Genomic DNA, 12,535 nt, shown 5'->3' with positions numbered 1-12,535 from the left:
AGATTCAGATGACTGAGACAGGCTCCACCGTGGCCCCCGAGCGGCGCCACGTCCGCCCCTTCGGGATGCGGGACAAGGTCGGCTACATGTTCGGTGACTTCGGCAACGACATGACCTTCATGATCCAGGCCTTCTTCATGCTGGTGTACTTCACCCGCGTGGTGGGCATCGATCCGCTGCACATCGGCGCGCTGGTCGCCGGCGTCCGCGTGCTGGACGCCTTCACCGACGTCGGCATGGGCCGGCTGGTGGACACCATGCGCCCGGCCCGCGACGGCAAGTTCAAGCCGTGGATCCGCCGGATCGCGATCCCGGTCGCGCTCAGCTCGGCGCTGCTGTTCCAGCCGTTCATCGCCGACTGGGCGTACGGCGCCAAGCTCGCCTGGATGATCGGCTTCTACATTTTGTGGGGCTCTGTCTTCTACACCGCCATCAACATTCCCTACGGCTCGATGGCCTCGGTGATTTCGGATCGAGCCGAGCACCGGGCCGAATTGTCCGTGTGGCGTTCCACCGGCGCCCAGCTCGCCTTCCTGCTGGTCTCCACCGCGATGCCGCTCGTCGTGTTCGACGGCCCGAACGTGCTGGCCGACCGCTTCGGCCTGGCCGCGATCCTGATGGCCGTCATGGCCGTGGTCTTCTACGCGTTGCTCTACTTCAACGTCGAGGAGCGGGTGGTCGTGCCCCCCAAGCCCGCCGGCGAGCGAATGGGCTTCTTCAAGCTGATGGGCTCGCTGTTCACCAACCGCGCCCTGCTCGCCATCGTGGTGGCCGCCCTGCTCCTGCTGCTGGGCAACCTCTTCAACGGCCAGGTCGCCTCGTTCCTCTACCTCGACTACTTCGGCCAGGGCCAGCTCCAATCGATCGCGTCGCTGGCGGCGACGCTGCCGGCCTTCGTGCTCGTGGTCGTCACCGCCCCGCTCGTGCGCCGGTTCGGCAAGACCGAGATGGGCATCGTCGGCGTGGCCCTCTATGTCGGCGGCATGCTGGCCAACTACTTCCTGCGCCCCGCCTTCCCCGTCTTCGTGGTGCTGTTCGCGATCGCGTCCTTCGGCCTGGCGGTGTTCAACTTCCTCATCTGGGCCTTCATCGTCGACGTGATCGACTACCAGGAGGTCCGCTCCGGCCAGCGCGACGACGGCACCGTGTACGCCCTGTACAGCTGGGCCCGCAAGATGGGGCAGGCGGCGTCCTCGCTGCTCGGCGGCATCGGCCTCACGGCCATCGGCTACCAGGCCACCGCCGCCCAGCAGACCCCCGAGACCATCGAGGGCATCTGGATGCTGTTCAACCTCGTGCCGGCGCTGTTCCTGCTCGGCACGCTGCTGGTGCTGATCTTCTGGTACCCGCTGCGCAAGAACGTCGTCCGCGAGAACGAGGCCATCCTGGCCGAGCGTCGCGCGGCGGTGCCCGGCACGGTGGCGGCGGACGCCGCCGAGTGAGGGGTCTGAACCGGTCTCAGAGCCAGTCGAGATACGGCGCGAGCAGCGCGTAGCCGATGAAGCTCACCAGGTCGAGGATCGTGTGGGCCACCACCAGCGGCATCACCCGCCCCCACCGCCGGTACAGGTAGCCGAACACCAGGCCCATCACGATGTTGCCGAGGAAGCCACCGAACCCCTGGTAGAGGTGGTAGGCCCCGCGGATCACCGCACTGACCGCGATGCCCACCCACGGCGACCACCGCAGCTGGTCGAAGCGCCGCAGGAGGAACGCCAGCATGACGACCTCCTCCAGCACGCCGTTCATCACCGCGAAGCCCGCGAGCACGGGCACCGTCCACCAGTTCTCCGCGAGGTTCGCCGGAGCGACGTTGGTGTTGATGCCCAGCTCGCGGGCCGCGACGTAGAACGCCAGGCCCGGGATGCCGATCAGGGCCGCGGCCCCGAAGCCGCGGGCCAGGTCGGTGCCCGGGCGGCGCAGGTCGTAACCGATCGAGTCCCGGTCGCCGGTCAGCCGCAGCAGGTAGAGGGCGACCGCGACGGCCACGAGCGGGAACCCGATGCCCGCCACCTGGTAGGCCAGGTCGAGCCAGCTCCGGTCGGGCGTGACGGAGTTGTTGATCGTGGTGGTCTGCTGGTTGAGCGGGACGTCGCGCGTCGACTTCTCGATGATCGACAGGATCGAGTAGACCGCCGAGCGACCCAATGAGAACCCGAGCACCAACAGCACGTCGAGGCCCGGACGCCACGCCTGCGGTTGGAACGCCACCGCGGCGGGCCCGGACGCCGCGGCCGTCGGCGTCCCGGCCGGATCGATGGGGGGCACGCTCACGCGGGCACCGTCTGCCCCAGGTGGGCGCGCGTCCAGGCCAGCACGTCGGCCAGCGCCTCCTCGCGGTTGCGGCGCGAGCGGATCGTGCGGGTGTTGACCTCGAGCACGACGTGCCCGGCGAACCCGCGCGCGGCCAACCCTTCCAGCAACTCCGCGGCCCGCTGGTCCCCCTCACCGGGGAACAGGTGGGCGTCCTTGACCGTGCCGTCCCCGTCGGTCAGGTGCACGTGGGCCAGCCGGTCACCCCAGGCGTCCACCAGCTCCAGCGAGGACTGCCGGCTCGTGGAGGCGTGGGACAGGTCGAGGGTGAGGTGGTCGTAGTCGCGTTCCGTGGGATCCCAACTCGGCGAATAGGCCCGCACCTCGCTGCCGCCCGGGCCGCGCCACGGAAACATGTTCTCGACGGCGAAGATGATGCCGGTCGTGCGCTCCAGGCGTCGGACGCCCTCGACGAAGCCCTTGGCGTAGCCCCGTTGCCAGCGAAACGGCGGGTGGACGACGACCGTGTCGGCCCCGAGGCGTCCGGCCGCGACGGCCGAGCGCTCGAGCTTCTCCCAGGGGTCGTTGCCCCACGTCCCCTGCGTGACGAGCAGCGTGGGGGCGTGGACGGACAGGACGGGGACCTGGTGGTAGTCGCGCAGGTCGACGAGGGCGTCCACGTCGCGGGAGACCGGGTCGATGCCCACCATCACCTCCACGCCGTCGTAGCCGAGGCGTCCGGCCAGCTCGAAACAGCTGGCCGTCGTCTCCGGGTAGACCGAGGAGGTCGACAGGCCCACCAGGCTCCGCGGGGCCGGCGACTCCTGCGCGGGTGGGGGCACGGCATCACCGCTCGTCCGCGGGTCCTGGCTCGTGGTGCGGCCGTCGCTCGTCTCGCGCTCGTGCATCACGCGCCCAGCATAGAGCCGACCTCGGGGGGGCCGGACGCGTCCGGCCCCACCGGGCTGACCGATCAGAAGTCTCCACGTCGTGACACCCCTTCCCACTGAGGGGTTCGGCGTCGATTTGGCGGGGAGCCGGGCATGGTCTTCAATGAACTCATGCGGTTGTCGAACCTGTCCTTCGCCGCTGGACCCGAGGGTCTCGCGGCGGCCGTGTCACGTCTGGAGGACGCTCTCGGCACGCCCTTCCGTGACGGCGGCTTCCACCCGAGCTTCGGCACGCGCAACAACATCCTCCCCATCCAGGGTCATCGTTACCTCGAGGTCGTGGAGGTGCTCGAGCACCCCGCCGCCGAGAAGGCCGTGTTCGGCCAGGCCGTGCGGGCGAGAACCGAGATGGGTGGCGGCTGGTTCGCCTGGGTCATCGAGGTGGACGACATGGCCTCGGTGGAGAGTCGACTCGGCCGTGAGGCGGCCCACGGCAGCCGGCAGTTCCCGGACGGCCGTCGGCTGGAGTGGGAGCAGATCGGCGTCCGCGGCCTGATGGCCGACCCCCAGCTCCCCTTCTTCGTCTCCTGGGTGAGCGAGCCCGAACTGCGCCCCAGCGCCCTGCCCGCCGCCGACGTCGAGATCGTCGAGATCCGACTCTCCGGCAGCTCCGAGCGGGTCGCCGAGTGGCTGGGCACCGATCTGGCCGACACCTTCGACGGCGTCACCCTCACCTTCGACGCCCCCCACGGGATGCCCGGCATCGAGGCGGTCACGTTCCGCTGCCCCCAGGGCATCGTCACCATCTGACCCCCGCCCGGCGTGCCCGGCAGGACGGGCCGCCCGCCGACGCGTTTTGTCACAGGGGCCCCGTAGCGTGGGGGGCATGGCGAAGAACGCGACGATCCACCGCTGCTCGGAGTGCGGGTGGGAGACCCCCCGGTGGGCCGGGCGCTGCGGCCGCTGCCAGGCGTGGGGCAGCCTCAGCGAGGTGGCGCCCGCCGCCACGGCCCGGGTGGCGACGAGCCGCCCCGCCACCTCGGCGCGGCCCATCACCGAGGTCACTGCCCAGGAGGCGCGCGGCATTCCCACCGGGATCGGGGAGCTCGACCGCGTGTTGGGGGCGGGCCTGACGCCCGGTTCGGTCGTGCTGCTGGGCGGGGAGCCCGGCGTCGGCAAGTCCACCCTCCTGCTGGAGGCGGCGGCCCGCTGGGCGGCCGGTGGGCGCCGGACGCTCTACGTCACCGCCGAGGAGTCCGCGGCCCAGGTGCGGCTGCGGGCGGACCGGACGGACGCCCTGCACCCCGAGCTGTATCTCGCGGCGGAGTCCGACCTCGGCGTCGTGCTGGGGCACGTCGAGGAGCTCGCCCCCACCCTGCTGGTGATCGACTCCGTACAGACGGTGACCGCCCCGGGCACCGAGGGGGTGCCGGGCGGTGTCACCCAGGTGCGCGAGGTGACGTCCGCCCTCGTCCGCGTCGCGAAGCGGCGTGGGATGGCCGTCCTCATCATCGGCCACGTGACCAAGGAGGGGTCAATCGCGGGGCCCCGCACCCTGGAGCACCTGGTGGATGTGGTGCTGTCCTTCGACGGCGACACCCACGGCACGTTCCGCATGGTGCGGGCCACCAAGAACCGCTATGGCCCGGCCGACGAGGTCGGCTGCTTCGAGATGGCCGCCGACGGCATCCGCGAGGTGAGTGACCCGTCGGGGCTGTTCACGTCGGACGGCGCGGTGGCCCCCGGCACGTGCACCACGGTGACGCTGCAGGGCCGGCGTCCGCTGCTCACCGAGGTGCAGGCGCTCGTCGTGCCCTCGCACCTGCAGAGCCCGCGTCGCATCAGCACCGGCGTCGACCCGGGCCGGCTCGCCATGACGCTGGCGGTGCTGCAGCGCCACGGGCAGGTGAAACTGCACACGCGTGACGTGTACGCCTCAACGGTGGGCGGCGGGCGGGTCGACGACCCGGCGGGCGACCTGGCGACCGCGCTCGCGGTGGCCTCGGCGGTGCGCAACGAGTCGACGGTGCAGCGCCTCGTGGCCCTGGGCGAGGTGAGCCTCGCGGGAGAAATCCGCCCGGTCCCCGGTCTGGCCCGTCGCCTCGACGAGGCCGCCCGCCTGGGCATCGGCCTCGCCCTGGTTCCGCCGGGCGCCGGGGCGGCCCGCGTCCAGCCCGGCGGCGGCCTGCGGGTGGTCGAGGTCGCGACGCTGGCGGACGCCCTCCGCGCGGCCCTGGCGCCGGAGGGGGGCGCCGTCATCCCCCTCAGGCCGCGCCGTGGTGCCCGGTAGGATGGCGGGCACCGACCCCCTGAGGAGGTGGCACCGCTGAGCACCGCCCCCCTGCCCCGCGTCCTGCCCTCGCTCGCCCCGGGCACCGTGCTGCGCGACGGGCTCGACCGCATCGTCCACGGTCACACCGGCGCCCTCGTGGTGCTCGGCAGCAATCCCGCGCTCGAGGCCCTCTCCACCGGCGGGTTCACGATCGACGTGCCCCTGACCTCCACCGCCCTGCGGGAGCTCGCGAAGATGGACGGCGCGATCGTGCTCTCCACCGGGCTCGACCGCATCCTGGCCGCGGCCGTCCACCTCTCCCCCTCCGCCGACCTCCCGACCACCGAGACCGGCACCCGGCACCGCACGGCCGAGCGGGTGGCCCTGGAGACCGGCCTGGAGGTGGTGACGGTGTCGGCGTCCATGGGGACGATCTCGGTCTTCGCCGGTTCCGGCCGTGAGCTCGTGCCGCGCCCCGACCAGCTGATCGACCGCGCCACGCAGGCCATCGGCGCGCTGGCGGCCCACCGCGTCCGCCTCTTCGACTCCCTGGATCGCCTCACGGCGCGCGAAGTGACCCATGCCGTCACGCTCCGCGACCTCGCGCAGGTGGCCCAGCGGTTCGAGATGATCAACCGGGTGGCCGACGAGGCGACCGCGCTCGTGAGCGGCCTGGGTGCCGATGGCCGCCTCGTCTCGCTGCAGCTGCGCGACCTCACCGAGGACCTCACCCCGCTGGCGTCCCTCGTGCAACGCGACTACGTCCCCGACGGGTCCGAATCGCTGCTGCTGGCCGGCTTGGGCACCCTGCACGACCCGGAACTGTTCGACGTGGTGCTGGTGGGCCGCTCACTCGGCTTCCCCGATGCCGTGCACCTCGACTCCCCGCTCGCCCCCAAGGGCTACCGGCAGCTCGCCGGCATCCGCAAGCTGCCGGCTGGCGTCAGCGCCCGCATCGTGGAGCGGTTCGGCGACCTGGCGGGCGTGTATGCGGCCTCACAGGTCGAGCTGCTGGGGGTCGACGAGGTGACGCCCGAGGTCGCCCGGGCGGTGCGCGACGGTCTCGCCACGATCGCCGAACGGGTGCTGTCGGCCCAGTGAACCGCGCCGACGTCGCGGCCCGCGTCATCGCGTGGTTCGCCGCCCACGCCCGTCCCCTGCCCTGGCGCGAGCCCGATGCCGGCCCGTGGGCCGTGCTCGTCAGCGAGTTCATGCTGCAGCAGACACCGGTCGCACGCGTGCTGCCGCAGTACGCGGCCTGGCTGGAACGCTGGCCGACGCCCACCGCGCTGGCCGACGACGAGCCGGCGGACGCCGTGCGCGCCTGGGGCCGCCTCGGCTACCCGCGCCGGGCCCAGCGGCTCCACGCCGCGGCCACGGCGATCCGCGACCACCACGGCGGCGCGGTGCCCGCCGACCACGACGCCCTGCTGGCCCTGCCCGGAGTCGGCGCCTACACGGCGGCGGCGGTCGCCTCGTTCGGGTTCGGGCAGCGCCACGTCGTCCTCGACACCAACGTGCGCCGCGTGCTCGCCCGGCTCGAGGGCGGCCAGGCCTTTCCGCCCGCCTCGCTCACCCGGGCCGAGGTCACGCGGGCCCAGTCGTGGCTGCCGGACGACCCCGCGCAGGCGGCGGCCTGGGCCGCGGCGTCCATGGAACTCGGTGCCCTCGTGTGCACGGCCGACTCCCCGGCCTGCGAGCGGTGCCCGGTGGCGGACGCCTGCGCGTGGCTGCGGGCGGGCCGGCCGGCGTGGGACGGCCCACCGCGCCGGGGCCAGACCTACGCCGGCACCGACCGGCAGTGCCGCGGCGTCCTGCTCGGGGTGCTGCGCGCCGCGGACGCCGGCGTCCCCCGCGCCCAGCTGCTGGCGGCGTGGCCGGCCGATGCCGCGCAGGCCGAGCGTGCGCTGGCGTCCCTGATCACCGACGGGCTGGCCCGCTCCCGCGGTGACGGCACGATCAGCCTCTGACGCCCCGCCGCGGGTCGCCTTCACGCGCCCCGGCACGCGGGCCGTTAGGCTGGGGGCGTCCACGCCGAGCGTCCCCGCCCCCGGGGGCGCCTTCCGACTGAAGGGTCTGCACCACCATGAGCAACGAACCGCAGGACCGTCCTGCCGACGAGCACGTCTCGCCGACCTTCCGCCCCGCGGAGACCAACCCCTACAGCGATCGCCACGACGAGCAGCTCTACGCCGAGCCGGATCAGCCGTCCGAGGAACAGCAGGGTTCCAGCGCCTGGCAGCAGCCCGAGGCGCCCGCGGCCTGGCAGCAGCAGCAGGGCTACCAGCCCGCCCCGGCCTACGGTCAGGGTTACCCGCAGGGCTACGCCGGCGGTTACGCACAGCCCGAGCACCCGCAGGCCACCACCATCTTGATTCTCGGCATCGTCGGCTTGTTCGTGGCGGTCACCGGCCCGTTCGCGTGGGTCATGGGCAACAAGGCCCGCCGCGAGGTCGCCGCCGGGCAGTTCGCTCCGAGCACCAGCCTCACCGTGGGGTGGGTGCTGGGCATCATCTCCTCGATCTACCTCGCCGTCATGGCGCTGTTCCTGGTGCTCATGATCGTGTCGTTCGGGTTGCTCGCCGCCAACGGCTGATTCTCGCGGGCGCCCCACCGCGTCCCCCGACCACGACGAGGCCCCCGGCACCCACAGGTGCCGGGGGCCTCGTCATGCCCGGACGTCCAGCGCTTCCGCGCCCTCAGCCCTCGTTCGGGCCGGCCAACTCGGCCGGGGCGTGATCGGGCAGTTCGCCGCGCGGCTCACCAGCGAAGGTGAACGGCAGCTCCGCGCCCTCCTCGGCCACGTCGACCACCACGATCTCGCCGGGGTGCAGATCCCCGAACAGGATCTTCTCGGCCAGGATGTCCTCGATGTCGCGCTGGATCGCGCGACGCAGCGGCCGGGCACCCAGAACGGGGTCGAACCCGCGCTTCGCGATCAGCGACTTGGCCGCATCGGTCAGCACGATGCCCATGTCGCGATCCTTCAGACGACCCTCGATCTCGGCGACCATGAGATCCACGATGCGCTCGATGTCGGTCTGGGTCAGCTGGTGGAAGACGACGATTTCGTCGACGCGGTTCAGGAACTCGGGGCGGAAGTGCTGCTTCAGCTCGTCCGACACCTTGGCCTTCATCTGCTCATAGCCGCCGACCGGGTCGTCGCTGCGACTGAAGCCCAGGTTGACCGACTTCGAAATGTCGCGCGTGCCGAGGTTGGTGGTCATGACGATGACCGTGTTCTTGAAATCGACCACGCGACCCTGGGCATCCGTGAGACGCCCCTCGTCGAGGATCTGCAGCAGCGAGTTGAAGATGTCGGGGTGCGCCTTTTCGATCTCGTCGAACAGCACCACGCTGAACGGCTTGCGCCGCACCTTCTCGGTCAGCTGGCCACCCTCCTCGTACCCCACGTAACCGGGGGGCGAGCCGAACATCCGCGAAGCGGTGTGCTTCTCGGAGTACTCGCTCATGTCGAGGGTGATGAGCGCGTCCTCGTCACCGAACAGGAATTCGGTCAGCGCCTTCGTCAACTCGGTCTTGCCGACACCCGAGGGGCCGGCGAAGATGAACGAGCCCGACGGACGACGCGGGTCCTTCAGACCCGCCCGCGTCCGGCGGATGGAACGCGACAGCGCCTTCACCGCGTCGTCCTGCCCGATGTAGCGCTTGCCGATCTCCGCCTCCATGTTCAGCAGGCGGCTCGACTCCTCCTCGGTGAGCTTGAAGACCGGGATGCCGGTGGCGCTGGAGAGCACCGCGGCGATCTCCTCCTCACCGACCTCCGCGGGCACACCGGAGTCACCGTTCTTCCACTGCTCCTCCTTGGCCTGGCGCTCGCCGAGCAGCTTCTTCTCGTCGTCGCGCAGGCTCGCGGCCCGCTCGAAGTCCTGCCCGTCGATCGCCGCCTCCTTGGCCGAACGCACCTCCGCGATCTTCGTGTCCAGCTCGCGCAGATCCGGCGGCGCGGTCATGCGCTTGATGCGCAGCCGGGCGCCGGCCTCGTCGATCAGGTCGATCGCCTTGTCGGGCAGGAAGCGATCCGAGATGTACCGGTCGGCCATCTGGGCGGCGGCCGTCAGCGCGCCGTCGGTGATCGTGATCCGGTGGTGCGCCTCGTACCGGTCACGCAATCCCCGGAGAATCTCGATGGTGAGCGCGATGGACGGCTCGGCCACCTGGATGGGCTGGAAGCGGCGCTCGAGCGCGGCGTCCTTCTCGATGTGCTTGCGGTACTCATCCAGCGTCGTGGCACCGATCGTCTGCAGCTCACCCCGGGCCAGCATGGGCTTCAGGATGGACGCGGCGTCGATGGCACCCTCGGCGGCACCGGCGCCGACGAGCGTGTGGATCTCGTCGATGAACAGCACGATGTCGCCGCGGGTCTTGATCTCCTTCAGCACCTTCTTCAGGCGCTCCTCGAAGTCGCCGCGGTACCGCGACCCGGCGACCAGCGCGCCGAGGTCGAGGGTGTAGATCTGCTTGTTGCGCAGCGTCTCGGGCACGTCACCGCGCACGATCTGCTGCGCCAACCCCTCGACGCAGGCCGACTTGCCGACGCCGGGCTCGCCGATCAGCACGGGGTTGTTCTTGGTGCGGCGGGACAACACGGTCATGACGCGCTCGATCTCCGTCTCGCGGCCGATGACGGGATCCAGCTTGTTCTCGCGCGCAGCCTGGGTCAGGTTGCGGCCGAACTGGTCGAGAATCGTCTGGTTGCCCTGCTGCGGCGGCGCCTCCGGCGCGCCCGCGGTGGAGGGCTTCTCGCCCCCGGCGTTGCCCTGGAAGCCGCTGAGCAGCTGCAGCACCTGGTTGCGCACGCGGTTGAGGTCCGCGCCCAGCTTGATGAGCACCTGGGCGGCGACGCCCTCGCCCTCGCGGATCAGGCCCAACAGAATGTGCTCGGTGCCGATGTAGGGGTGGTTGAGCTGCAGCGCCTCGCGCATGCTCAGCTCCAGCACCTTCTTGGCCCGCGGCGTGAACGGGATGTGACCCATGGGCGCCTGTTCGCCGTGCCCGATGATCTCCTCCACCTGGGCGCGGACGGCCTCCAGCGAAATGCCGAGCGACTCGAGCGCCTTCGCGGCCACGCCCTCACCCTCGTGGATGAGGCCCAGCAGCAGGTGCTCGGTGCCGATGTAGTTGTGGTTCAGCATGCGGGCCTCGTCCTGGGCCAGGACGATGACGCGCCGCGCGCGGTCGGTGAACCGGTCGAACATGAGCTCTCCTTCTCCTCCGACCCACCAAGGTCGGGGTGCCCCCGACGGAGTCCGGGGACGTCTTCAGTCTAGACAACGCCGCACCACCCGCCCGGTGTTCCCTGTTCGCCCCCGGCGCAATGCACCGCACCCGGGCCAGCAGCTCCGGCGTCCGGTGCCGCGGGCAGACGAAAGGCCCCGGCGCAGAGCCGGGGCCTTTCGTCGCGTGCGGTCGCGGTGGCAAATCAGTTGTGGGCGGCCTCGTAGGCCTGGCGCACGTCGTCACGCACACGGCCACGATCGGAGACCTCCATGCCCTGCGAGCGCGCCCAGACGCGGATGTCGTTGGCCGACGCGCTCCCGCCGGAGCGTCCGGAACGACGGCCACCGCCGGAGGCGGCCTTGCGCGCCGACCCCGACTTGCGGGCGGCCGCAATGTAGGGGGCCAGGGCGTCGCGCAGCTGCGACGCGTTCTCGCTGGAGAGGTCGATCTCGTAGGTGGTGTTGTCGAGACCGAACGTCAGGGTCTCGTCGGCGACGGTGTCGTCGCCGAGGAGATCGTCGGTCAGGGAAATGTGCACGCGCTGAGCCATGGGTGTCCTTTCAGGAATGTCGCCTGCCGGATTACCCGGGGATCCGGGCCGACGGTGGGCACTGACACTCAAGTTGTACCGCTTCTCGCTGCGCAGTTCAACATGACGGCGCCTTTGTCTCGACCGGGTGACCACACACCAACAAATGTCAACCGGACCGGGAGGGAAGCTCGGCACCGCGGACATCTTCCACGCACTAACATCATGCGGGTGACGGAGCACTCGAGACGGTTCTGTATCGGTGGGCTGGACGATCCCGACCACCAAATCATCGATCTCGGCCCGACCCACCCGGCCACCGCGGGCCTGTTGCGCGGAACATTCACCGAGCGGGACGCCACGGTGGTCGAGATCGATGCCCAACCCGGGGCGCTGCATCGCGGCGCCGAAATGATTTTCACCGCGCGTGACTTCCGTCAGGCGCTGAGCCTTGCGAATCGGCACGACTGGCAGGCGCCCTTCTTCGGCGAACTCGCCCTCGCCCGCCTCGTCGAGGACGGCCTGGGCATTCAGGTTCCCGCACGCGCCGTCTGGGTGCGCGCGCTGCTGGCCGAGCACTTCCGCATCCTCAGCCATCTCGGCCACCTCAGCTTCGTCGGCTGGCGGCTGGGTGACCCCGACCTGGCCACCGACCCGGTGCGCGAGGAGCTGCGCCGCCGCACGGGGGAGCTGACCGGAAACCGCGTCCACCCCATGGCGGTGCGGATCGGCGGGGTGGCCTGCGCCCCGGACGCGGCGTGGGCTCGCGCCGAACGCGCCACCGCGGCGTCGGCAGCAGCCCTCGCCGGGCGCCTGCGTGAGGCCGCGGGCAGCCTCGGGGCGGGCGTCGCCGTCGTCGACCGGGCGGCCGTCGACGCCCACGGCCTCGCCGGCCCCGTCGCCCGGGCCAGCGGCGTCGCGACCGACCTACGGCGCTCGCGTCCCGAGGGGCCGTGGACCGACGCCCTGGGTGCGCCGCCGACGGCTCCGACCGACGGTGACGCCGCGGCGCGCTTCGCCTGGCTGTGCGCCGAGGTGGCGGAGTCGGCCGCCGCGCTCGAACGGCTCCTGGCAGGTCTGACGGACGGCCCGCTCACCGCTCACCTCCCGAAGGTGCTCAAGCTGCCCGAGGGCGACTTCAAGGCCACGGTCGAGGCGCCCCTGGGCCGCGCTGGCGTCGAGGTCACCAGCCGCGGGGAGAAGACGCCGTGGCGGCTGCGGCTGCGGACGCCCTCCTTCGCCAACGTCAGCGCGTGGCCCCAGGTGGTGCCGGGGACGCGGGTCGCCGAGCTGCCGGTCGCACTGGCGTCGCTGCCGTGGGTCGCCGGCGACCTCGACAAGTGAGCGGCG

11 protein-coding genes are annotated in these 12,535 nt (G+C 71.5%); 7 read left to right on the top strand and 4 right to left on the bottom strand.

Annotation, left to right across the window (positions count from 1 at the left end; translation table 11 throughout):
- Positions 1-8 precede the first annotated feature (8 nt).
- Positions 9-1,442: an MFS transporter gene (locus IFY26_RS11570; protein ID WP_232549155.1), complete on the top strand. Its 1,434-nt coding sequence runs from the start codon at positions 9-11 to the stop codon at positions 1,440-1,442.
- 16 nt (positions 1,443-1,458) lie between these two features.
- On the opposite strand, the gene IFY26_RS11565 is transcribed toward IFY26_RS11570, so the two are convergent.
- Both IFY26_RS11565 and IFY26_RS11560 read right to left on the bottom strand, forming a co-directional pair.
- Positions 1,459-2,274 (bottom strand): CPBP family intramembrane glutamic endopeptidase, encoded by an 816-nt coding sequence (locus IFY26_RS11565; RefSeq protein WP_332836187.1) that lies wholly within the window; start codon positions 2,272-2,274, stop codon positions 1,459-1,461.
- Positions 2,271-3,161 carry a sugar phosphate isomerase/epimerase family protein gene (locus IFY26_RS11560; RefSeq protein WP_269779450.1) on the bottom strand — a complete coding sequence of 297 codons (891 nt, stop codon included), beginning with the start codon at positions 3,159-3,161 and terminating at the stop codon, positions 2,271-2,273. Before IFY26_RS11560 ends, IFY26_RS11565 begins: the two co-directional genes overlap by 4 nt.
- 153 nt (positions 3,162-3,314) lie before the next feature.
- Between IFY26_RS11560 and IFY26_RS11555 the strand changes: the two genes are divergently transcribed.
- The 5 genes from IFY26_RS11555 to IFY26_RS11535 all read left to right on the top strand — a co-directional run bounded on the left by IFY26_RS11555 (position 3,315) and on the right by IFY26_RS11535 (position 8,011).
- On the top strand, positions 3,315-3,953 hold the full coding sequence (locus tag IFY26_RS11555; protein ID WP_232549197.1) for a VOC family protein: 639 nt from the start codon (positions 3,315-3,317) through the stop codon (positions 3,951-3,953).
- 76 nt (positions 3,954-4,029) lie between these two features.
- Complete coding sequence (gene radA, locus IFY26_RS11550; RefSeq protein WP_232549153.1) at positions 4,030-5,433, top strand: DNA repair protein RadA; 1,404 nt, start codon at positions 4,030-4,032, stop codon at positions 5,431-5,433.
- Between the two features lie 27 nt (positions 5,434-5,460).
- A complete protein-coding gene (gene disA / locus IFY26_RS11545; protein ID WP_232549152.1) occupies positions 5,461-6,516 on the top strand; it encodes a DNA integrity scanning diadenylate cyclase DisA in 1,056 nt (351 codons plus the stop codon).
- Entirely contained in the window at positions 6,513-7,385 is an 873-nt protein-coding gene (locus tag IFY26_RS11540; protein WP_232549151.1) for an HhH-GPD family protein, read from the top strand. The genes disA and IFY26_RS11540 overlap by 4 nt, the downstream gene beginning before the upstream one ends.
- Before the next feature lie 116 nt (positions 7,386-7,501).
- Entirely contained in the window at positions 7,502-8,011 is a 510-nt protein-coding gene (locus tag IFY26_RS11535; RefSeq protein ID WP_232549150.1) for a DUF4190 domain-containing protein, read from the top strand.
- A 103-nt stretch (positions 8,012-8,114) separates the two neighbouring features.
- Here IFY26_RS11535 and IFY26_RS11530 read toward each other — a convergent pair whose 3' ends face one another.
- Both IFY26_RS11530 and IFY26_RS11525 read right to left on the bottom strand, forming a co-directional pair.
- Positions 8,115-10,634, bottom strand: a complete 2,520-nt coding sequence (locus IFY26_RS11530) for an ATP-dependent Clp protease ATP-binding subunit (protein ID WP_232549149.1) — start codon at positions 10,632-10,634, stop codon at positions 8,115-8,117.
- Between the two features lie 224 nt (positions 10,635-10,858).
- Positions 10,859-11,206: a histone-like nucleoid-structuring protein Lsr2 gene (locus IFY26_RS11525; protein WP_232549148.1), complete on the bottom strand. Its 348-nt coding sequence runs from the start codon at positions 11,204-11,206 to the stop codon at positions 10,859-10,861.
- A gap of 210 nt (positions 11,207-11,416) precedes the next feature.
- On the opposite strand from IFY26_RS11525, the gene IFY26_RS11520 reads away from it, so the two are divergent.
- Positions 11,417-12,529 (top strand): NADH-quinone oxidoreductase subunit D-related protein, encoded by a 1,113-nt coding sequence (locus IFY26_RS11520; protein WP_232549147.1) that lies wholly within the window; start codon positions 11,417-11,419, stop codon positions 12,527-12,529.
- Positions 12,530-12,535 lie beyond the last annotated feature (6 nt).

The organism is Propioniciclava soli (genome assembly GCF_014858005.1).
Taxonomy (GTDB): Bacteria; Actinomycetota; Actinomycetes; order Propionibacteriales; family Propionibacteriaceae; genus Propioniciclava; species Propioniciclava soli.
The sequence above is the reverse complement of the archived record's forward strand: the minus strand, read 5'-3'. Positions and strand labels throughout refer to the sequence as shown.